We start from the raw sequence: 22,109 nt of genomic DNA on the forward strand, positions 1-22,109 counted from the left end.
TTTCTCCGGGACTCAGCGGGATGAACCCGGTTTCTGCGGCGTATTCGAAGAACCCGGCCCGTTGCGGCGGCGCACGGTCGGCTTGCCGGCACGTGCCTGCGCAACCGCTGCCTTGGCCTTCGACGGCTTGGCGGCGACCGCGGCGACGGCTTGCGCGGTGTCGGTGGAGGCGTCTTCGCTACCGAGGTAAGCGGCCGAGCCTGCGGGCGCCGTATCCGGACGCCACACCTGGCCGATGGCGAGCGACTTCAGCTTCTTCTTGCCGCCGTACCAGAGGTTGACGATGCCGCGCGAGAAGAACACGGCCGAGAACATCGACGTCAGAATGCCGATACAGTGCACGATCGCAAAGCCGCGCACCGGCCCTGAGCCGAACGCGAGCAGCGCGATACCGGCGATCAGCGTGGTGACGTTCGAGTCGAGAATCGTTGCCCAGGCGTGCGCGTAGCCGTTCTGGATGGCCAGTTGCGGCGGCGCGCCGTTGCGCAGTTCCTCGCGCACCCGCTCGTTGATCAGCACGTTGGCGTCGATCGCCATACCGAGCGCGAGCGCGATAGCGGCGATACCCGGCAAGGTGAGCGTGGCCTGCAGCATGGACAGCACGGCGATCAGCAGCAGCAGGTTGACCGACAGGCCGATCATGGAGATCACGCCGAACAGCATGTAGTACGCGATCATGAAGACGGCGATCGCCGCGAAGCCCCACACCACCGAGTGGAAGCCCTTCCTGATGTTGTCCGCGCCGAGGCTCGGGCCGATCGTGCGTTCTTCGATGATGTCCATCGGCGCGGCCAGCGAACCGGCGCGCAGCAGCAGCGCGAGGTCGGCGGCGCCTTGCGGCGTGGCCTGGCCGGTGATCTGGAAACGGTCGCCCAGTTCAGACTGGATGGTCGCCACCGTCAGCACTTCGCCCTTGCCCTTTTCGAACAGCACCATGGCCATCGGCTTGCCGATGTTGTCGCGCGACACGCTGGCGACGGCACGGCCGCCGGCCGAATCCAGACGGATGTTGACGGAAGGACGTTGATGCTCGTCGAAGCCCGCCGACGCGTCGATAATCCGGTCGCCCGTGAAGATGATCTGCTTGCGCAGCAGCACCGGCGTCTGGTTGCCTTGCGTGAACAGTTCGTCGCCGGGCGGCACCGGATCGGACGGATTCGGATGTGTGTTGACCGGATCGGCGAGGCGCGCTTCGAGCGTTGCCGTACGGCCGATGATGTCTTTTGCCTTCGCCGTGTCCTGCACGCCCGGCAGTTCGACCACGATACGATCGGAGCCTTGTTGCTGGATCACCGGCTCGGCCACGCCGAGTTCGTTCACGCGGTTATGCAGCGTGGTGATGTTCTGCTTGAGCGCGGCGTCCTGCACGGCTCTCTGCACTGTCGGCGTGAACGTGCCGACCAGTTGCACGCCGCCGTCCGGGCTGGTTTGCGAGGCCCACTGGAGCTCGCTGATGCTGCGGCCCAGTTGCTTCGATGCGTTGTCCGCCGTCGCCTGGTCGGCGAAATTGATCACCACCGTCTGGTTGACGCGATTCACGCCGCCGTCGCGGATGTTGTTGTCACGCAGCAGCGTGCGCGCGTCCGAAGCGTCCGAATCGAGCTTCTTGTTCAGCGCGCCGGCCATGTCGACCTGCAGCAGGAAGTGGACGCCGCCGCGCAGATCGAGGCCAAGGTACATCGGCAGCGCATGCAAGGCGGTCAGCCAGCGCGGCGACGCGCTTTGCAGATTCAGCGCGACGATGAACTGCGGGTCGCTCGGGTCGCTGTTCAGCGACTTCTGCAGCAGATCCTTCACGCGCAATTGCGTGTCGGTGTCCGGCAGACGCACGCGGATGTTCGCGTTGGTCGCCGAGTTGTCGAACGTGACGTCGTCCGGCTTGATCTGATTCGCGGCGAGCGCGGCTTCGACAGCCGACAGCGTGGTCGAGTCGAGCTTGACCGTTGCCTTGCCGCTCGACACCTGCACCGCCGGCGCTTCGCCGAACAGGTTGGGCAGCGTGTACACGAGGCCGATGACCAGAGCCACCAGCATCACGGCATATTTCCAGAGGGGGTAACGATTCATGAGTGGTCCAACGGGAAGGTTGGCTTGGAAGCGATGCGTCCGGCGATGAGCGCGGGCGATTCGGCGTTGTTCCGCGAGAACCGCCGGCGAGGCCGCGCCGGACGCGAGAGAGCAGGCCTTACAGCGACTTGATCGTGCCCTTCGGGAGAATCGTCGTGACCGACGCTTTCTGCACGGTGATTTCCGTGCCTTCCGAGATTTCGACGCCGACGTAAGCTTCGCCCACCTTGGTCACCTTGCCGACGATGCCGCCGTTCGTCACCACTTCGTCACCCTTGGCCATGGCGGCGAGCATGTTGCGATGTTCCTTCTGGCGCTTCATTTGCGGGCGAATCATGATGAAGTACAGCACGCCGAACATCAGGATCAGCGGCAGGAAGCTCATCAGGTTCGATTCAATGCCACCTGTTGCTGTGCCTTGGGCGAAGGCATTGGAAATGAACGACACGTTGGTCTCTCCGTTATAAGTCAAAACGATCAAAAAAATCAGCCGGTTATTCTACCACCGGCCTGACGCGCGTCGGCGCGGCGAATCGGCTTTGCGATCAACCGTTTAAAGCCTGCTTTGCCATCTTTACCGCCGTCCGCGAAAGTGAATTGTAAGGTTTTCTTGGCGAGGCCGACGGATTCTTCGGCTGAATCCTTTACCCCGCGCCGTCACGGCGCCTCGGCGGTGCCGCGCGCGCGGTTCTCGTGAAAGCGTTTGCGGAAGGGCTCGAACATTTTCGCGTCGATCGCGTCGCGGATTTCCTGCATCAGTTCCAGGTAGTAGTGCAGGTTGTGGATCGTGTTCAACTGCGCACCGAGGATTTCCCCTACACGATGCAGATGATGCAGGTAGCCGCGAGTGAAATTTCGACACGTGTAGCAGCCGCATTGCTCGTCGAGCGGGCGTAGCGAATTCTTGTGCGCGGCGTTGCGGATCTTGATGTCGCCGAAACGCGTGAAGAGCCAGCCGTTGCGCGCGTTGCGGGTCGGCATCACGCAGTCGAACATGTCGACGCCGGCGGCGACGCCCGCCACCAGGTCTTCCGGCGTGCCGACGCCCATCAGGTAGTGCGGCTTGTTGGCGGGCAGCTTCGGGCCGATGTGGTTCAGCACGCGCATCATGTCTTCCTTCGGCTCGCCGACCGACAGGCCGCCGATCGCCAGACCGTGGAAATCCTTCTCCGCGAGCCCCGCCAGCGACTCGTCGCGCAGGTCTTCGAACATGCCGCCCTGAACGATGCCGAACAGCGCGTTCGGATTGCCCAGCCGGTTGAATTCGTCGATGGAGCGCTGCGCCCAGCGCATCGACATACGCATGGAATCGGCCGCTTCCTTGTGCGAGGTCGGCACGTTATTGGTCGCGTACGGCGTGCATTCGTCGAATTGCATGACGATGTCCGAGTTCAGCACTTTCTGGATCTGCATCGACACTTCGGGCGACAGGAAAAGCTTGTCGCCGTTGATCGGCGACGCGAACGTGACGCCATCTTCGGTGATTTTGCGCAGATCGCCGAGCGAGAATACCTGGAAGCCGCCCGAGTCGGTGAGGATCGGCTTTTTCCAGCCCATGAAGCCATGCAGGCCGCCGTGCGCCTCGATCGTTTCCAGACCCGGACGCAGCCACAGGTGGAAAGTGTTGCCGAGGATGATCTGCGCATGCATTTCTTCGAGCTCGCGCGGCTGCACGGCCTTCACGGTGCCGTAGGTGCCGACCGGCATGAAGATCGGCGTTTCCACTACGCCGTGGTTCAGGGCGACGCGGCCACGGCGGGCCTGGCCGTCGACGCCGAGCAGTTCGAATTTGAGGCCGTTTTCGGGACGCTCGTGGGTCGCGTCTTGCGACAGATGACCGTCGGTCATGAAATAACTCCTGTGCAACCGGAGAACAGTCCGGCGCAAATGTTGAACGCCGCCGGCAGGTTCGCGGCGGCAGAGGGAACGACGAAAACCTCGAGGCGGCTTTGACCTGTGTCGCGCGTCACGCGTCACGCCGCGTAAGCAGCATTGCGTCGCCGTAACTGAAGAAGCGGTAACGCGCTTCGATCGCGTGGCGGTACGCCTCGCGAATCGTCTCGACGCCGGCGAACGCCGATACCAGCATCAGCAACGTCGACTTGGGCAAATGGAAATTGGTCACCAGCCGGTCGACCACGCGGAATCGATAGCCCGGCGTGATGAAAATGTCGGTTTCCGTGCTGGCGGCGGCAAGCGGCCGGCCTGCGGCTTCGGCGTCGCGCGCGGCGGCTTCGAGCGCGCGCATCGAGGTCGTGCCCACCGCGATCACGCGGTTGCCGCGCGCGCGGGTCGCCCCGATCTTGTCGGCGAGCGATTGCGGCAGGTGATACCACTCGCTATGCATCTTGTGCTCGGCGAGGTTTTCAACCCGCACTGGCTGGAACGTGCCAGCGCCGACATGCAGCGTCAGCGTCGCGCGCTCCACGCCGCGGGCGTCGAGGCGCGCGAGCAGCGCCTCGTCGAAATGCAGGCCGGCGGTCGGCGCTGCGACGGCGCCGGGATTTTGCGCGAATACCGTCTGATAGCGGGTTTCGTCGGTCGCGTCGGGATCGTGCTCGATGTACGGCGGCAGCGGCAGGCGGCCGAATTGCTCGATCAGCGTCAGGCAGTCGCCGGGGAAATGCAGCGTGTAGAACGGCTCGACGCGCTCGCCGATCGTGACGTCGAAAGCATCCGCCAGCCGGATCGTGGCGCCGGGCTGCGGGCTCTTGCTCGCGCGAATCTGCGCGAGCGCCGTGCGCTCGCCGGTGAGGCGCTCCACCAGCACTTCGATCTTGCCGCCACTAGCCTTCTGGCCGAGGAAGCGGGCTTTCAGGACTTTGGTATCGTTGAAGACCAGCAGGTCGCCGGCTGCGATGCAGTCGGGCAACTCGGCAAAGCGGCGGTCGATCAGGCGCGCCGGGCCGGTGGCGCCGGCCGGGTTGTCCACCTCGAGCAGACGGCTGGCGCTGCGCTCGGGCAGCGCGACTTGCGCGATCAGCTCGGGAGGTAGATCGAAATCGAAATCGGAAAGCGTCAACATGCGAACGACTGGAAGCGAATTGAGACTGAATTGAGCCGAAGCCGGAGCCGGGCGGCTATGATTGCGGGACGCCTGAGCGGCCCGCGAGAGTGCGCGCCGTATGGCGGCGAACCCTTTGACAGCCGATATTGTACTTGCGAAGCAGCCCATGCCTTTGTCCGACCGCCGATTGCCCTCCGCCAACGATGAAGTGAGCGCCGAGCCCAGGCGCCGCGTCTCGCGAGGCAAGACGGTCGCGGCGGAGGCGGGCGACGTTGGCGCGGGTGTGGTGGTGGACGGCGAAAAGCCCGCGCGTGAAGGTGACAAGTTCGGCATCCAGCCGGCCGACAAACCGGCTGACGAACCGGTGGCTGCCAAGCCGGACAACATATTCGGCGACAAACCCGCCGGCAAATCTGCCGCCAAAGCCGCCGCGAAATCGGCGACCAAGCCCGCAACGAAGTCCACAGACAAGCCGGCCGCCAAACCCGCCGAAAAAACCGCCGACAAGCTCGCCAAACTCGGCCTGACTCGCGACATCGATCTGGTTCTGCATCTGCCCATGCGTTACGAGGACGAGACCTCGCTGACGCCGATCGGGCATCTGCTGCCCGGCGGCATTGCGCAGACCGAGGGCGTGGTGTTCGACAACGAGATCGCCTATCGTCCGCGCCGCCAGTTACTGGTGAAGTTGCGCGACGACGCCGGCGACGAACTCGTGCTGCGCTTCCTGAATTTCTATGGCTCGCAGGTCAAGCAGATGGCGATCGGCGCGCGGCTGCGGGTACGCGGCGACGTGCGCGGCGGTTTTTTCGGCATGGAGATGGTGCATCCCGCCGTGCGCGTGGTCGACGAAGACACGCCGCTTCCGCAGGCGCTGACGCCGGTCTATCCCAGCACGGCGGGCGTGACGCAGGCGTATCTGCGCAAATCGATCGACAACGCGCTGTCGCGCACCTCGCTGCCGGAGTTGTTGCCCGAGCCGGTTGCGCGTACGTGGTTGGAACCGCTCGGCGTGCCGTCGCTGATGGACGCCGTGCGCACGCTGCATCATCCGGGCGTGCGGTCCGACGAGACGGCGTTGATCGACGGCACGCATCCGGCCTGGGTGCGCATCAAGTTCGAGGAACTGCTTGCGCAGCAGATGTCGCTCAAGCGCGCGCACGAGGAGCGCCGCACGCGCGCGGCGCCGGCCATGCCGCGCCGCAAGCTCGGCGACGAATCCGCGCTGGTGGCGCGCTTGCTGAAGGCGCTGCCGTTTTCACTGACGGCGGCGCAGGAGCGTGTGGGCGGCGAGATCGCGCTCGACCTGACACAGCCTCATCCGATGCAGCGGCTGTTGCAGGGCGACGTCGGCAGCGGCAAGACGATCGTCGCCGCGCTGGCCGCGGCCCAGGCTATCGACGCCGGCTATCAGGCCGCGCTCATGGCGCCGACCGAAATTCTCGCCGAACAGCACGCACGCAAGTTGCGCGGCTGGCTGGAGCCGCTTGGCGTGAGCGTCGCGTGGCTGGCCGGCAGTCTGAAGACCCGGGAAAAGCGCGCCGCGATCGAAGCCGCCGCGCTCGGCACGGCGCAACTCGTGATCGGCACGCACGCGATCATTCAGGACGCGGTGGAGTTCGCGCGCCTCGGGCTCGTGATCGTCGACGAACAGCACCGTTTCGGCGTGGCGCAACGGCTTGCCCTGCGCGCCAAGGCGCAGAACGCCGCCGACGGCGCGCGCGACTTCCAGCCGCATCAATTGATGATGTCGGCCACGCCGATTCCGCGCACGCTCGCGATGACGTATTACGCCGACCTCGACGTTTCGACCATCGACGAATTGCCGCCCGGGCGCACGCCGATCCTGACCAAGCTGGTGTCCGACGCGCGGCGCGAGGAGGTGATCGGGCGTGTACGCGAGGCCGCATTGACGGGGCGCCAGGTGTACTGGGTGTGCCCGTTGATCGAGGAAAGTGAGACGTTGCAGTTGCAGACCGCGGTCGAAACTTACGAGACGCTGGTGGCCGCGTTGCCCGAGCTGAATGTCGGTCTCGTGCATGGGCGGCTTGCGCCGGCTGAAAAAGCGGCTGTGATGGATGCGTTTACTCGCAACGAAGTGCAGTTGCTGGTGGCGACCACTGTGATCGAAGTGGGCGTTGATGTGCCGAATGCGTCGTTGATGGTGATCGAGCATGCCGAGCGGTTTGGGCTTGCGCAATTGCACCAGTTGCGCGGGCGGGTGGGGCGCGGGAGTGCGGCTTCGGTTTGCGTGCTGCTTTACACCGGGCCTTTGTCGATGACTGCGCGGGCGCGGCTTCAGACCATGCGTGAGACGACCGATGGTTTTGAGATCGCCAGGCGGGATCTGGAGATTCGTGGGCCGGGGGAGTTTTTGGGGGCGCGGCAATCGGGCGCGGCTATGCTCAGGTTTGCGGATCTCGAGAATGATCAGTGGCTGATTGAGCCTGCGCGGGAGGCGGCGGCTGCTTTGCTGGAGAAATATCCGGAGGTGGTGATGCAGCATCTGGCGCGGTGGTTGGGGGCGCGGGAGCAGTATTTGAAGGCGTGAGGTTTGGGGGCTCTTTTACCTGCGCCCCCCACTCCCCAAAAAGTTGGCGAACCGACCCTATAGGTGTATAACTAGAACCTATCAAACTCATCGCACTGATTGGTCCCCCAATGACCCTCACCGAACTGAAATACATCGTCGCGGTTGCCCGCGAGCGGCACTTCGGCCGGGCCGCCGAAGCGTGTTTCGTCAGCCAGCCGACTTTGTCGGTGGCCATCAAGAAGCTCGAAGACGAGCTCAACGTCCAGATCTTCGAGCGCGGCACCAGCGAAGTGAGCGTCACGCCGATCGGCGAACAGATCGTCACGCAAGCTCAACGTGTCCTCGAACAGACGCTCGCCATCAAGGAAATCGCCAAACAGGGCAAAGACCCGCTGGTCGGGCCGCTGCGCCTCGGCGTCATCTACACGATCGGGCCGTACCTGCTGCCCACGCTCGTCAAGCAGATGATCAGGCGCGTCCCGCAAATGCCCCTGATGCTGCAGGAAAATTACACGCTCAAGCTGATCGAGCTGCTCAAACAAGGCGAAATCGACGTCGCCATCATGGCGCTCCCGTTTCCGGAAACCGGTCTGATGCTGCGCCCGCTGTACGACGAACCCTTCGTGGTCGCGCTGCCGTCCGGCCACGCCTGGGAAAACCGCCAGAAAATCGACGCCGACGATCTGAAGCAGGAAACCATGCTGCTGCTCGGCAGCGGTCACTGTTTCCGTGATCACGTGCTGGGCGTCTGCCCGGAACTGATGCGCTTTTCGCAAAACGCGGACGGCATCCAGAAGACCTTCGAGGGCTCGTCGCTGGAAACCATTCGTCATATGGTGGCAAGCGGCGTCGGCATTACCGTGCTGCCGCGCATGTCGGTGCACGAAGTCAAGCCGCACGCCGGCGGCATCGACGCCGGGCTGCTCAGCTATGTCGCTTTCGACGAACCCGTGCCGGATCGCCGCGTTGTGCTGGCCTGGCGCAAGAGCTTCACGCGCATGCCCGCTATCGACGCCATTTGCGACGCCATCAACGCCTGCGATCTGCCGGGCGTCAGGAAGCTCGACTTGCCCGTCGCCGTCAATTAACGGTCGCACCTGCATCCGGCCGGTTCGCTGCGTATCCCCAGGCAGCAACCGGTCCGGCGCCCATTAGGCGTCGATAGTCGCAACCCCTATCGAATAGATAAAATTAATCAAACACGTCACATCAATAGTGTTGTTATAGTGTCCTCCATGGATCGCCCGATCCCACAAGACCCGGAGGAAATCATGACGCAATCGAACCCGCAGCAAGTCCAGGCTCTCGCCGCTCAACCGGCCGCCGCGTCCGGTGGCTTCGCCATGTCGATGCTCAGTGTGCGGACCGTCGCGTTGTCCCTGCTGGTCGATCGGGCCTTGTCCGCATGATGCGTCACGCTTGACGCGTGAGCCTCTGACATCAGTGCGCCGCGCCTCTCCCAACACTCTGTTCCCACAAAAAGCCATCCAGGAGTCACGCATGTCCGAACGTAAGCTCACCAATGCCGCCGGTGCCCCCGTCGCCGACAACCAGAATTCGATGACCGCCGGCGCGCGCGGTCCGGTTGTTCTGCAAGACGTCTGGCTGCTCGAAAAACTCGCTCACTTCGACCGCGAAGTGATTCCGGAACGCCGTGTTCACGCCAAAGGCTCGGGCGCTTTCGGCACGCTGAAGGTCACGCACGATATCTCGCGCTACACGAAGGCGAAGGTGTTCGCGCAAGCCGGCAAGGAAACACCGCTGTTCATGCGCTTTTCGACGGTTGCCGGCGAGCGCGGCGCGGCCGACGCCGAACGCGACGTGCGCGGCTTCTCGATCAAGTTCTACACGGAAGAGGGCAACTGGGACGTGGTGGGCAACAACACGCCGGTGTTCTTTATCCGCGATCCGCTGAAGTTTCCGGACTTCATTCACACGCAAAAACGCGACCCGTACACCAACATGCGCAGCAATGTGGCCGCGTGGGATTTCTGGTCGCGTCATCCGGAGTCGCTGCATCAGGTGACGATTCTGATGAGCGACCGCGGGATTCCGCAGAATTTCCGTCAGATGCACGGCTTCGGCTCGCACACGTACTCGTTCATCAACGCCAAAAACGAGCGTTTCTGGGTGAAGTTCCACTTCAAATCGATGCAAGGCATCGAGAACTTTACCGATGCGGAAGCGGCACAAGTGGTCGCGCAAGATCGTGAAAGCGCGCAACGCGATCTGCTCATGAACATCGACCAGGGCAACTTCCCGAAATGGCGCTTCGCCATTCAGGTGATGCCCGAAGCGGAAGCCGCCACGTATCGCTTCAATCCGTTCGACATCACGAAAGTATGGTCGCAGAAGGACTATCCGTTGATCGACGTCGGCACGATCGAGTTGAATCGCAATGCGGCCAACTATTTCGCAGACGTGGAGCAGGCGGCGTTCACGCCGGCTAACGTGGTGCCGGGTATCGGCTTCTCGCCGGATCGTCTGTTGCAAGGGCGTCTGTTCTCGTATGGCGACACGCAGCGCTATCGCCTTGGCGTGAATCACCACCAGATTCCGGTGAACGCGTCGCGTGTGGCGAGCCCGCATTCGTTCCATCGCGACGGCGCGATGCGCACGGACGGCAACCTCGGCGGCAATGTGAATTACGAGCCGAATCGCTTCGGTGACTTCGCGCAGGACGCCAACGCATCCGAACCGCCGCTCGCGGCGGGCGCGGTGGATCGCTACGATCATCGTCTGGACGACGACTACTACACGCAGCCGGGCATGCTGTTTGCGCTCTTCGATGCGGCTCAGCGCGAGCGTCTGTTCGGCAACATCGCACGCCATATCAACGGTGTGCCGCAGGAGATCGTGGCGCGTCAGATCGAGCACTTCCGCCGCGCCGATCCGGCATACGCGGAAGGCGTGATCGCCGCGATCGCCAGGCTCGCGGAAGGCGAGAGCAAGTAAGCCGCATCGAGCAGTTGAACTGATGCAGCAAAGCGGGGCGCATCTGCGTCCCGCCGGTATCGATATGAACCGAAGGAGCACAATCATGATGCAGATGATGATGGCCACGCTGGGCGGCACTTCAGCCGCACGCGGCGCGCAGCAGCAGTACGCTTTGATGGCGCGTAAGGCAGTGGGTTTTGCGATCGTCACGAGCGGGCTCGCAGTGATCGCCGCGCAAGCGCTGCAACACGCACTGGGCGGTTGATGCAGGCGATGCCGCGGGTGCGGCAAGTGGCCACGCGTCATACGGGCGCGGCAGCTTTCTAAGCTAAACTGTCGGGCGTTCGATATGCCGGGTTTGCTATCCGCAGACCGTCACTTGCCGACCGGTTCGTATCACTCTTCAAAGGAGTCATCATGGCCAAAAAAGAAGCCTCAGCAGCGGTACAGCACGTCAATATCGGGATCAGCGACAAGGATCGCAAGAAGATTGCAGAAGGTCTGTCGCGCCTGCTCGCCGACACCTATACGCTGTACCTGAAGACCCATAACTTCCACTGGAACGTGACGGGTCCGATGTTCAACACGCTGCACCTGATGTTCGAAACGCAGTACAACGAGCTGGCGCTCGCGGTCGATTCGATCGCTGAACGGATTCGCGCGCTGGGCGTGCATGCGCCGGGCAGCTACAAGGAATTCGCCAGGTTGTCGTCGATTCCGGAAGCGGACGGCGTGCCGGCGGCGGAAGAAATGATCCGCCAGCTGGTGGAAGGTCAGGAAGCCGTGGTGCGTACCGCACGCGCGATTTTCCCGTCGACGGAAGCCGCCAACGACGAGCCGACCGCCGACCTGCTGACGCAACGCATGCAAACGCACGAAAAGACCGCGTGGATGCTGCGCTCGATGCTGGCTTAAGCATCAAGCGTATCAAGCGCACCGGGCGCCTCGCCCGGATTTCAGCGTAGCGCGTCGTTCCGGCGGCCGGCGTTGAGATGTCATGCAAACAGAGCCTCCCTGCGCGGGAGGCTTTTTTTCGGCGCAGGCTTTCCGACTTGCTTGCGTCGGGGCTGGCCGCCGCCCGCATCCCGTAAAATAGCCGCACCGTCTCGCACTTTCACCGACTCCGCCCATGTTCGCCCGACTTCCCCTGTATCTGCGCCTCGTGCGCATGGACAAGCCGATCGGCAGCCTGCTGCTGCTATGGCCGACGCTCAACGCGCTGTGGATCGCGTCGGACGGTCGCCCGTCGTTGCCGCTGCTGGTGATCTTCACGGTGGGCACGGTGCTGATGCGCTCGGCGGGTTGCGCGATCAACGACTACGCCGATCGCGATTTCGATCGCTATGTGAAGCGCACGGAGAACCGTCCGATCACCTCGGGTAAGATCAGGGCGTGGGAAGCGGTGGCGCTGGCGGCCGCGTTGTCGTTGCTGGCATTTCTGCTGATCCTGCCGCTGAATACGCTGACCAAAGAGCTCTCGGTGGCGGCGCTCTTCGTTGCCGGTTCGTATCCGTTCACCAAGCGGTTCTTCGCCATTCCGCAAGCTTATCTGGGCATCGCGTTCGGTTTCGGCATTCCTATGGCGTTCGCCGCGATTCAGAACCACGTGCCGATGCTCGCGTGGGTGATGCTGCTGGCCAATGTGTTCTGGTCGGTGGCGTACGACACCGAATACGCGATGGTCGATCGCGACGACGACATCAAGATCGGCATCCGCACTTCGGCGCTGACGTTCGGCCGCTTCGACGTGGCCGCGATCATGCTCTGCTACGCGGTGACGCTGGGGATCTACGTGGGTATCGGCGTGCTGCTCGATTTCGGCGTGCTGTACTGGCTAGGATGGGCGGCTGCTGCGGGCTGTGCGATCTATCACTACACGCTGATCCGCAATCGCGAACGGATGGCGTGCTTCGCCGCGTTCCGGCATAACAACTGGCTCGGCGGCGCGCTGTTCGTCGGCGTCGCCGCGCATTACGCGGCGACTTGGTTCTGATTTTTCCGCGGGGCTTTGCGTTTCTTTATCGCTAACGCCGCAGCGGCCTGAATCGAAGCGCCGCGGCGTTCAGTTCTACTGTGCTGCCTGCGCGCTTACTGCTTGCCGAATTCGTCGCCCATTTCCCGCGCGCGAGCATCGGCGGCGAGCGCGCCGCGCACGATCGCATCCTTGATGCCGCTCGCGTCGAACGACGCCAGCGCCGCCGCCGTCGTGCCGCCCTTCGACGTCACGCGTTCGCGCAGCACGCCCGGTGGCTCGTCGGAATTCGCCGCCAGTTGCGCCGCGCCGGTGAAGGTCGCTACGGCGAGCGCACGGCCCTGCGCTTCATCCATGCCGAGCTGGCGGGCGGCTTCCTGCAACGCTTCGATGAAATAGAACACGTAGGCGGGTCCGCTGCCCGAGATTGCGGTGACGGCGTCGATCTTCGCTTCGTCGTCGAACCAGACCGTTTCGCCGACCGCGCCCAGCACTTGCGACGCGAGCGCGCGGCCCGCGTCGTCCACGCTGCCAGTTGCCACGAGACCGGTCACGCCCATGCCGATCAACGCCGGCGTATTGGGCATGACGCGCACGATACGGCTGTGACCGTTCAGCCAGCGCGACATGTCGCCCATGCGAATACCGGCGACGATGCTCACGACCAGTTGTGACGCGCTCAGATGCGGCGCCACCGCCTCCGCAACGCTCTTCAGGATCTGCGGCTTCACCGCCAGCACGACCGCGTCGTACGCGGCCAGCGCGGCATCCGCGGCAACGCCGGTCCTGATGCCGAATTGCTGCTCATTGCGCTTGCGCGCCTCTTCGTTGGGATCGATTGCGTAGAGGTCAGCGGGTGCGACGCCACGTTTGATGAGGCCGCCGATCAACGCGGCGGCCATGTTGCCACCGCCGATAAAAGCAATTTTCATGATGTTCCGGATGAAGTGCCGTGAAGAGCCTACGGAGCCTGAAAAGGTTCGCGAAGCTCAGTTAGAGTAATCTCGCGCGCCGAAGATCGCGGTGCCCACGCGCACGATGGTCGCGCCTTCCAGCACGGCGGCCTCGAGGTCGCTCGACATGCCCATCGACAGCGTGTCGAGCGCGAGTCCGCCGTCGCGCAGGCGCTCGAACAGCTCACGCAACTGTCGATGCGGCACGCGTTGCTCGTCGATGCTGCCGGCCGGTTCGGGAATCGCCATCAGGCCGCGCAGGTTCAGCTTCGGCAGTGCGGCGATCGCCTGCGCGACCTGCGCCGCCTCGGCAATGCCCACGCCGCTCTTCGACGCCTCGCCGCTGATGTTGACCTGCAGACACACGTTCAGCGGCGGCAGATTGTCCGGGCGCTGCTCCGAGAGCCGCTGCGCGATCTTCAGCCGATCGACCGAGTGCACCCAGTCGAAATGTTCGGCGACGGGGCGCGTCTTGTTCGATTGCAAGGGGCCGATGAAATGCCATTCGATCGTGGCGCGCAGATCGGCGAGCGCCTCGATCTTGGTGATGGCTTCCTGCACGTAGTTCTCGCCGAACGCGCGCTGGCCGGCACCGTAGGCGGCGCGCACGTCTTCGGCGGGGAAAGTCTTCGAGACTGCGAGCAGATGGATCGAGCGCGTATCGCGTCCGGCCACGTGCGCGGCCGTGGCGATGCGCTGCCGCACCGCTTCGAGGTTGTGAATCAGATCGGGCATGACGGATCCGGAAGTCCAGCGAAAGTCGATTGCCCGATTATACGGACAGCATGTGCTCGACCAGTTCGATCCAGTGCGCAACCGGCGTGGACGTGCCGCTTTGCAGATGCGCAATGCAGCCCACGTTCGCCGACACGATCACCTGCGGCTCCTGCGCCTGCAGCCGTTCGAGCTTCTGATCCCGCAACGCATACGAGAGCTTGGGCTGCGTCAGCGAGTAGGTGCCGGCCGAGCCGCAGCATAGATGATTGTCGGCGGGCAGGCGCACTTCGACACCCAGCGCGCCCAGCAGGTGCTCGACTTTGCCGCGTATCTGCTGGCCATGCTGCAACGTGCAGGGCGGATGAAACGCGACCGTATGTACCGAGCGGCGTCGCGTGACGGAGACCAGCGGTTCTTCGAACTCCGGCAGGATCTCCGCGATGTCGCGCGTCAGTTCCACCACGCGGCGCGCTTTTTCCGCATACGCCGGATCGTGGCGCAACAGGTGCGCGTATTCCTTGACGGTCGCGCCGCAGCCGGACGCGTTCATCACGATCGCTTCCACGCCCTGTTCGACGTACGGCCACCATGCGTCTATGTTGGCGCGCAGGTCGTCGAGGGCGTCGTCGTTGTAGCCCAGATGCAGGCGGATCGCGCCGCAGCAGCCGGCATCCGGCGCGATCAGCGTTTCGATGCCGAGCGCGTCGAGCACGCGCGCGGTCGCGACGTTGACGTTCGGCATCATCGACGGTTGCACGCAGCCCGCCAGCAGCAGCATCTTGCGCGGATGCTTCGCGGTCGGCCATTCGAGCGGACGCTGCCGCGCGGGCACCTTGTCGCGCAGCTTCTTGGGTAGCAACGGCCGAAAATGCTGACCGATACGCATGGTCGGCGTGAAGAGCGCGCTGTTCGGCACGAAGCTCGCGAGCAGCCGGCGCATCAGGCGCTGACCGAGCGGACGCGTGACTTTTTCTTCGGTGATCTTGCGGCCGATTTCCACCAGCCGGCCATATTGCACGCCGGAGGGGCAGGTCGTTTCGCAGTTGCGGCAGGTCAGGCAGCGGTCGAGGTGGACCTGGGTGCTGCGCGTGACCGGCGCGCCTTCCACCATCTGCTTGATCAGATAGATCCGTCCGCGCGGGCCGTCGAGTTCGTCGCCGAGCAGCTGATAGGTCGGACAGGTGGCCGTGCAGAAACCGCAATGCACGCAATTGCGCAGAATGCCGTCGGCTTCGTCGCCATCGGGCGTGTTGCGCATGAAGTCCGCGAGGTTGGTTTGCATCGCGTCGCTCAGAAGTCGGGGTAGAGACGGCCGCGATTGAAGATGCGGGCCGGGTCGAAAGCGGTTTTCAGGCCGCGATGGATTTTCATGAGCGGCGCGGGAAGCGGGGTGAACACGCCAGCGCCGCGGTCGTAGCCGTGACCGGTACGGAATATCGTAGCGTGGCCGCCCGCCTGCTTGGCGCTGATGCGCACGGTTTGCGCGTCGGTGTCGGTGATCCACCAGCGCTGGCCGCCGCCCCATTCCATGAGCTGCGCGCCGGGCAGTTGCAGCGGCTCGGTGATGGATGGCAGCGCGAGGCGCCACAGCGCGGCTTTCGGCGGAATGGCGGAGAAAAACGAATCGGTCTGCTCGCGCAGGCCGGCCCAGAAGCGTTCTGCTTCGACCGCATCGACCACTTCGCCGCCCAGCGACGTACGTGCCGACTTGACCGCGGCCTCGGCGCCCGCGAGGCGCACGGCCAGCGTGCCATGACGCCAGGCACTCGCGGTAATCGGCAGCGGCCGGCCGCCCCATTCGTTGAGCTTGCGGACCGCGTCGGTGCCGTTCATGTCGAATTTGAGCGTGGCTTCGGCCTGCGGCAAAGGCAGCACCTTGATCGACAGTTCGAGAATCAGCCCAAGCGTGCCGAGCGAGCCGGCCATCAGGCGCGACACGTCGTAGCCGGCGACGTTCTTCACCACCTGGCCGCCGAAATGCAGCGTTTGCCCCTGGCCGTTCATGATCACGGCGCCGAGCACGAAGTCGCGCGCCGCGCCAGCCGACGGGCGGCGCGGACCGGCAATGCCCGCCGCGATGCAGCCGCCGAAGGTGGCCTGCGGCCCGAAGTGCGGCGGCTCGAAGGCGAGCATCTGATGGTGGTCGGCGAGCGCGGCCTCGATCTCCAGCAGGGGCGTGCCCGCGCGCGCGGTAATGACCAGCTCCGCCGGATCGTACGCAATGATGCCGCGATAAGCGCGCGTGTCGAGGATGTCACCTTCCAGCGTCTGGCCGTACCAGTCTTTGGTGCCGCCGCCACGGATGCGCAACGCGCGCCCTTCGGCGCTGGCCGAACGCACACGTTCCGACCACCCGGCGACGATGTCGTCCTCTTCCATGGTGTCCTGCTTCGTTGTGTTTCGGTTGATTGTACCGGGCGGGGGCGCTCTGGCAACCCGGAGCGGACCCGCATCGGGTAATCAGGGTGAAAGCAGGAAAAGCGGCGCCCGCGCGGGTTATGCGCGATGCGTCGGCGGGCACAAAAGTACTAGAAACGCGGCAGTTCCGGATGCGGCAGCAAGCCGCCGCGCACGTGCATCTTGCCGTATTCGGCGCAGCGGGCCCGCGTGGGAATGCCTTTGTCGGGGTTGAGAAGGCCGGGCGCGTCGAAGGCGCGCTTGACCGCGTGAAACGCGTCGCGCTCTTCGGGCGAAAACTGCACGCACATGGAATTGATCTTCTCGATGCCGACGCCGTGCTCGCCGGTCACCGTGCCGCCCAGCTCCACGCATGCTTCGAGAATGTCGCAACCGAACGCCTCGGCCCGGTGCCACTCGTCCCGGTCGTTGCCGTTGAACAGGATCAGAGGATGCATGTTGCCGTCTCCCGCATGGAAGACGTTGATGCAGCGCAGGTTGTAGATCTTCTCCATCGCCTCGATGCGCGTGAGCAGCGGCCCGATACTGCGACGCGGCACGGTGCCGTCCATGCAGTAATAGTCGGGTGAAATGCGCCCGGCGGCCGGAAAGGCGTTCTTGCGCCCCGACCAGAAGCGCAGCCGTTCGTTCTCCGAGCGGGAAATCTGGATGCGCGTGGCGCCCTGTTCGCGCAGCACCGCGGTCATGCGCACGATCTCGTCGGCGACTTCTTCGGGTGTGCCGTCCGATTCGCACAGCAGGATCGCCGCTGCGTCGAGATCGTAGCCCGCGTTGACGAATTCCTCGACGGCGCGGGTGGCCGGCTTGTCCATCATTTCCAGACCCGCCGGGATGATGCCCGCCGCAATGATGCCGGCAACCGCGTCGCCGCCTTTCACGACGTCGTCGAAACTGGCCATGATGACCTGCGCGGTTTGCGGCTTGGGGATCAGCTTGACGGTGACTTCGGTGACGATCGCAAACATGCCTTCGCTGCCGATCAGCACCGCCAGCAGATCGAGACCGGGCGCATCCGGCGCGAGCGAGCCGAACTCGACGATTTCACCCTCCATCGTGACGGCGCGCACGCGCAGCACGTTATGCACCGTCAGACCGTATTTGAGGCAGTGAACGCCGCCGGAATTCTCCGAGACATTGCCGCCGATCGTGCAGGCAATCTGCGACGACGGGTCCGGCGCGTAATACAGCCCGTAAGGTGCGGCGGCTTCGGAGATGGACAGGTTGCGCACACCGGGCTGCACCGTGGCGGTCCGCGCGTACGAATCGACTTCGACGATCTTGCGGAAGCGCGCGAGCGACACCACCACGCCGTGGCGGATCGGCATGGCGCCGCCGGACAGGCCGGTGCCCGCGCCGCGCGGGACGATCGGCACGTCGAGGCGGTGGCAGATCTGCACGATGCGCTGCACCTGCGATTCCGTTTCCGGCAACGCGACCGCGAGCGGCAGACGCCGGTAGGCGGCGAGACCGTCGCATTCGTAGGCGACGGTGTCTTCTTCGCGATACAGCAGACAGTGGGTCGGCAATACGGCCATCAACGCCTGCACGACTTCGCGCTGGCGCTGGGCGAGTACTTCGGCCGTCAGTTCAGCGGGTGCGTTCATGTGACTTGCCTCCTCATGCCTTTCAAGTCCAGCGCGGCTGGCTTGCTCATGCAGCCGCGCCTGAAGACGCCTCAAGCCGCCCAGGAGAAGATCTTGCCCGGGTTCATCAGATTGTGCGGATCGAGCGCGTGCTTGATCGAGCGCATGGTGTCGACCGCGACTTCACCGTGTTCTTCGAGCAGGAAGCCCATCTTGTGCAGGCCGACGCCATGCTCGCCCGTACAGGTGCCGTCCATGCGCAGCGCGCGCTCCACGATGCGATGGTTCAGGCGCTCGGCTTCGGCCAGTTCTTCTGGCTTGTCGGGATCGATCAGGATCGCAACGTGGAAGTTGCCGTCGCCGACATGGCCCACGATCGGGCAGGGCAGCGGCGACGCCTTCAGATCCTGTTCCGTTTCCTCTACACATTCCGCGAGGCGTGAGATCGGCACGCAGACGTCGGTCGTGACCGCGCGGCAGCCGGGCTTCAGTTGCAGCATGGCGAAATAGGCGTTGTGGCGCGCGTTCCACAGACGGCTGCGGTCTTCCGGACGCGTGGCCCATTCGAAGCCTTCGCCGGCATTCTGCGCGGCGATCTCCTGGACGAGTTCGGCCTGCTCTTTCACGCCGGCCTCGGTGCCGTGGAACTCGAAGAACAACGTGGGCGCTTCACGCAGCGTCAGATTCGAGTGGCGATTGATCGAGCGGATGGCCAGCGAGTCGACGAATTCGACGCGCGCAATCGGTACGCCGATCTGGATCGTTTCGATGACCGCGCGAACCGCATCGCCCATTGACGGGAACGTGCATACCGCCGCGGACACCGCTTCCGGCTGCGGATACAGGCGGACCGTGATTTCCGTAATCACGCCGAGCGTGCCTTCCGAACCGACGAACAGGCGCGTGAGATCGTAACCTGCGGACGACTTGCGGGCCCGCGTGCCGGTTTTGATCACGCGGCCGTCGGCCAGCACCACGGTCAGTCCGAGCACGTTTTCGCGCATCGTGCCGTAGCGCACGGCGTTGGTACCCGACGCGCGCGTGGCCGACATGCCGCCGATGCTCGCGTCCGCGCCGGGGTCGATCGGGAAGAACAGACCCGTGTCGCGCAACGCCTCGTTCAACTGTTTGCGCGAGATGCCGGGCTCGACGGTGACGGTCAGGTCTTCGGCGTTGATCGACAACACCCGGTTCATTTCCGACAGATCGATCGATACGCCGCCTTGCACCGCGAGCAGATGCCCTTCCAGAGACGAGCCGTTACCGTAAGGGATGACCGGGACGTTGTACTGGCCGCACAGTTTGACGACGTTCTGCACGTCTTCGGTGGTGCGTGCGAACACGACGGCGTCAGGCAGTTGGGGATCGAACGGCGATTCGTCGCGGCCATGATGGACGCGCACTGCTTCGGACACGGACACGCGATCGGTGAACGCGGCCTTGAGCGCGCTCAGCAGCTCGGCGGGAAACGGACGGCGCAACGGGGCCGGCGGCACGGGATGATTCACGCATGTCTCCTGATATGTAGGGCGATGCTGGTTTGCAGCAGGTGTTTCATTTTACGCCGATCGCCCGCGGGCCGGCGTTGGAGCCGGTCGACGCTCCTATAATGGCGGCGACTTCACGATGCGCGCAATATGGATAAACGCGGTGCCGGATGAGCGGCGCCGGGCCACGGTGGGCCTGCGCGTTGGGCCGCCTCGGCCACATTGGGCCGCGCGTCATCACTGAATGCATGGGAGACATGATGGGCAATCGCTTGAGCAAAATCGCCACCCGCACGGGTGATGACGGCACCACGGGCCTCGGCGACGGCAGCCGTGTGCGCAAAGACAGCGCGCGGATCGCCGCGATCGGTGACGTGGACGAACTCAACTCGAATGTCGGCGTGCTGCTGTGTGAAACCTTACCGGACAAGGTACGGGCAGCGCTGGTCACGATCCAGCATGACCTGTTCGACCTGGGCGGAGAGCTGTGCATTCCCGGCCACACGATGATTACCGACCGGCAACTCGGACAACTCGACGACTGGCTGGCCGACTACAACGCGGCGTTGCCGCCGCTGAAGGAGTTCATCCTGCCGGGCGGCTCGCGCGCGGCCTCGCTCGCGCATGTGTGCCGCACCGTGTGCCGGCGTGCTGAACGGGCGATCGTTGCGTTAGGCGAACACGAGACTATTAATGCCGCACCGCGCCAGTATGTGAACCGGCTGTCCGATCTGTTGTTCGTGCTCGCGCGCGTGCTCAACCGTGTGGACGGCGGTACTGACGTGCTGTGGCAACACGAGCGCCGCGCAAGCTAGCGCGGAGCCGTGGCAAGACGCGCGTGATAGCGCGACGACGCATGCACGATCACATGCATTGGTGAGTCTTGCATGTTAGCCGACTGCCAGCGTGACCGGCTTGCCGATCCGGCTCATCATTTCCACGAGCGTGTCGATGGTGAACTTGGTGGTCTTCTTGTTGACCACGTCGGACACGCGCGGGCGCGACACCATCAGAATCTCGGCCGCCTCGGCCTGCTTCAGATGATGCTGTTCGATCCAGGTGGACAGTTCCGTCATACGGTACAGAGGCGGTTAAGGGCGCGCCATTTGTCCGTTCGGCCAATAAAGAAACCCGGCTTTAGCCGGGTTTCTTTGCATCCACTGCTGCAATCAGCGCGGCTTCAGTTGCCGCTGCCGCGTGCCACACGGCGCTGCTTCACCGCGTCGGCGAGGCCTTCCAGCACGGCGACACTTTCATCCCAGCCGATGCATGCGTCGGTAATGCTCTGGCCGTACGTCAGCGCGCAGCCTTCCTGCAGATCCTGGCGGCCTGCCACCAGATTCGATTCCACCATCACGCCGACAATCCGTTCGTCGCCCGAAGCAATCTGGCGGCCGATATCCGCACACACCGGAATCTGATTCTCGTGCTTCTTCGAGCTGTTCGCGTGGCTCGCGTCGATCATCAGACGCGCGGCGAGACCGGCCTTGCCGATGTCCGCGCACGCGGCGTTGACGCTGTCCGCGTCGTAGTTCGGCGTCTTGCCGCCGCGCAGAATGATGTGGCAGTCCTCATTGCCCGCGGTCGACACGATCGCCGAGTGGCCGCCCTTGGTGACCGACAGGAAATGGTGCGGCTGCGAGGCGGCCTTGATCGCGTCGACCGCGATTTTGACGTTGCCGTCCGTGCCATTCTTGAAGCCGACTGGGCACGACAGGCCCGAAGCCAGTTCGCGGTGCACTTGCGATTCGGTGGTGCGCGCGCCGATTGCGCCCCACGAGATCAGGTCGGCGATGTACTGCGGACTGATCATGTCGAGGTATTCGGTGCCGGCCGGCAGGCCGAGTTCGTTGATGCGCAACAGCAACTCGCGCGCGGTGCGCAGGCCTTCGTTGATCTTGAAGCTATTGTCCATGTTCGGGTCGTTGATGAGACCCTTCCAGCCAACAGTTGTGCGCGGCTTTTCGAAGTACACGCGCATCACGATTTCGAGCTCGCCGGCAAAGCGCTTGCGCTGCTCGACCAGACGGCCGGCGTATTCCATCGCCGCTTTCGTATCGTGAATCGAGCACGGTCCGATGATCACGATCAGGCGATCTTCCATGCCGTGCAGAATGCGATGCATCGCGGTGCGCGAGTTGTAGATCACGTTGGACACCGTTTCGTCGCAGGCGAATTCACGGATCAGGTGAGCGGGCGGCGTGAGTTCTTTCAATTCGCGGATGCGGACATCGTCGGTGTTGTGCGGGGGCATGTTGTTCTCCAATCGGTTCGTAGCGTGTTCGCGCAGGCAGTCAGGATTGCGATGAAGCGGCGATGCCAGAGCGGACAACCATCAAAAATAAAGTTTCAAAGGCATGAGGCGAAAAAAAAACCGCCAGACTGGCTGGCGGTTTTTCGGGAATTCTCGGTGTTCTGCGTGCACTAACACCCCT

General features: G+C 64.0%; 19 protein-coding genes and 1 pseudogene. 8 read left to right on the forward strand and 12 right to left on the reverse strand.

What is annotated here, in order from left to right:
• Positions 1 to 12 precede the first annotated feature (12 nt).
• From secD to queA, 4 genes are all read right to left on the reverse strand, one after another.
• On the reverse strand, positions 13 to 2,067 hold the full coding sequence (gene secD, locus PDMSB3_RS02600) for a protein translocase subunit SecD (protein ID WP_165184433.1): 2,055 nt from the start codon (positions 2,065 to 2,067) through the stop codon (positions 13 to 15).
• 118 nt (positions 2,068 to 2,185) lie between these two features.
• Positions 2,186 to 2,515: a preprotein translocase subunit YajC gene (yajC, locus tag PDMSB3_RS02605; protein WP_007179286.1), complete on the reverse strand. Its 330-nt coding sequence runs from the start codon at positions 2,513 to 2,515 to the stop codon at positions 2,186 to 2,188.
• A gap of 209 nt (positions 2,516 to 2,724) precedes the next feature.
• Entirely contained in the window at positions 2,725 to 3,915 is a 1,191-nt protein-coding gene (gene tgt / locus PDMSB3_RS02610; protein WP_007179285.1) for a tRNA guanosine(34) transglycosylase Tgt, read from the reverse strand.
• 118 nt (positions 3,916 to 4,033) lie between these two features.
• Positions 4,034 to 5,092 (reverse strand): tRNA preQ1(34) S-adenosylmethionine ribosyltransferase-isomerase QueA, encoded by a 1,059-nt coding sequence (queA, locus tag PDMSB3_RS02615; RefSeq protein ID WP_007179284.1) that lies wholly within the window; start codon positions 5,090 to 5,092, stop codon positions 4,034 to 4,036.
• 148 nt (positions 5,093 to 5,240) lie between these two features.
• Between queA and recG the strand changes: the two genes are divergently transcribed.
• The 7 genes from recG to ubiA all read left to right on the forward strand — a co-directional run bounded on the left by recG (position 5,241) and on the right by ubiA (position 12,537).
• Entirely contained in the window at positions 5,241 to 7,625 is a 2,385-nt protein-coding gene (gene recG, locus PDMSB3_RS02620) for an ATP-dependent DNA helicase RecG (RefSeq protein ID WP_165184435.1), read from the forward strand.
• 110 nt (positions 7,626 to 7,735) lie between these two features.
• Positions 7,736 to 8,695 carry a LysR substrate-binding domain-containing protein gene (locus tag PDMSB3_RS02625; RefSeq protein ID WP_007179282.1) on the forward strand — a complete coding sequence of 320 codons (960 nt, stop codon included), beginning with the start codon at positions 7,736 to 7,738 and terminating at the stop codon, positions 8,693 to 8,695.
• 183 nt (positions 8,696 to 8,878) lie between these two features.
• A complete protein-coding gene (locus tag PDMSB3_RS02630; RefSeq protein ID WP_007179281.1) occupies positions 8,879 to 9,016 on the forward strand; it encodes a hypothetical protein in 138 nt (45 codons plus the stop codon).
• Positions 9,017 to 9,107: 91 nt separating this feature from the next.
• Entirely contained in the window at positions 9,108 to 10,562 is a 1,455-nt protein-coding gene (locus tag PDMSB3_RS02635; RefSeq protein WP_007179280.1) for a catalase, read from the forward strand.
• 85 nt (positions 10,563 to 10,647) lie between these two features.
• Positions 10,648 to 10,809: a hypothetical protein gene (locus PDMSB3_RS02640; RefSeq protein ID WP_007179279.1), complete on the forward strand. Its 162-nt coding sequence runs from the start codon at positions 10,648 to 10,650 to the stop codon at positions 10,807 to 10,809.
• 152 nt (positions 10,810 to 10,961) lie between these two features.
• Positions 10,962 to 11,459 carry a Dps family protein gene (locus tag PDMSB3_RS02645; RefSeq protein ID WP_011486838.1) on the forward strand — a complete coding sequence of 166 codons (498 nt, stop codon included), beginning with the start codon at positions 10,962 to 10,964 and terminating at the stop codon, positions 11,457 to 11,459.
• Positions 11,460 to 11,673: 214 nt separating this feature from the next.
• The gene (ubiA, locus tag PDMSB3_RS02650) at positions 11,674 to 12,537 is read left to right on the forward strand and encodes a 4-hydroxybenzoate octaprenyltransferase (protein WP_007179220.1); all 864 of its coding nucleotides are present in this window, start codon (positions 11,674 to 11,676) and stop codon (positions 12,535 to 12,537) included.
• Positions 12,538 to 12,632: 95 nt separating this feature from the next.
• On the opposite strand, the gene proC is transcribed toward ubiA, so the two are convergent.
• The 6 genes from proC to PDMSB3_RS02680 form a co-directional block, all read right to left on the reverse strand.
• Positions 12,633 to 13,448, reverse strand: a complete 816-nt coding sequence (gene proC / locus PDMSB3_RS02655; protein WP_007179219.1) for a pyrroline-5-carboxylate reductase — start codon at positions 13,446 to 13,448, stop codon at positions 12,633 to 12,635.
• A 57-nt stretch (positions 13,449 to 13,505) separates the two neighbouring features.
• Positions 13,506 to 14,204 (reverse strand): YggS family pyridoxal phosphate-dependent enzyme, encoded by a 699-nt coding sequence (locus tag PDMSB3_RS02660; RefSeq protein WP_007179218.1) that lies wholly within the window; start codon positions 14,202 to 14,204, stop codon positions 13,506 to 13,508.
• 37 nt (positions 14,205 to 14,241) lie between these two features.
• Positions 14,242 to 15,468, reverse strand: a complete 1,227-nt coding sequence (gene glcF, locus PDMSB3_RS02665; protein WP_007179217.1) for a glycolate oxidase subunit GlcF — start codon at positions 15,466 to 15,468, stop codon at positions 14,242 to 14,244.
• A gap of 8 nt (positions 15,469 to 15,476) precedes the next feature.
• Positions 15,477 to 16,565, reverse strand: coding sequence for a glycolate oxidase subunit GlcE (gene glcE / locus PDMSB3_RS02670; protein ID WP_007179216.1), 1,089 nt, complete (start codon positions 16,563 to 16,565; stop codon positions 15,477 to 15,479).
• Positions 16,566 to 16,714: 149 nt separating this feature from the next.
• Complete coding sequence (locus PDMSB3_RS02675; RefSeq protein WP_007179215.1) at positions 16,715 to 18,208, reverse strand: FAD-linked oxidase C-terminal domain-containing protein; 1,494 nt, start codon at positions 18,206 to 18,208, stop codon at positions 16,715 to 16,717.
• Positions 18,209 to 18,279: 71 nt separating this feature from the next.
• Complete coding sequence (locus PDMSB3_RS02680; protein ID WP_007179214.1) at positions 18,280 to 19,695, reverse strand: FAD-linked oxidase C-terminal domain-containing protein; 1,416 nt, start codon at positions 19,693 to 19,695, stop codon at positions 18,280 to 18,282.
• Between the two features lie 239 nt (positions 19,696 to 19,934).
• On the opposite strand from PDMSB3_RS02680, the gene PDMSB3_RS02685 reads away from it, so the two are divergent.
• A complete protein-coding gene (locus PDMSB3_RS02685) occupies positions 19,935 to 20,489 on the forward strand; it encodes a cob(I)yrinic acid a,c-diamide adenosyltransferase (RefSeq protein ID WP_007179213.1) in 555 nt (184 codons plus the stop codon).
• Positions 20,490 to 20,564: 75 nt separating this feature from the next.
• Here the strand turns inward: PDMSB3_RS02685 and PDMSB3_RS02690 are convergent.
• A pseudogene (locus tag PDMSB3_RS02690) lies at positions 20,565 to 20,750 on the reverse strand (helix-turn-helix domain-containing protein); the annotation flags it as partial.
• A 104-nt stretch (positions 20,751 to 20,854) separates the two neighbouring features.
• Positions 20,855 to 21,928 carry a 3-deoxy-7-phosphoheptulonate synthase AroG gene (gene aroG / locus PDMSB3_RS02695; RefSeq protein WP_165184438.1) on the reverse strand — a complete coding sequence of 358 codons (1,074 nt, stop codon included), beginning with the start codon at positions 21,926 to 21,928 and terminating at the stop codon, positions 20,855 to 20,857.
• Between the last annotated feature and the right edge of the window lie 181 nt (positions 21,929 to 22,109).

It is taken from the genome of Paraburkholderia dioscoreae, assembly GCF_902459535.1.
Lineage (GTDB): Bacteria > Pseudomonadota > Gammaproteobacteria > Burkholderiales > Burkholderiaceae > Paraburkholderia > Paraburkholderia dioscoreae.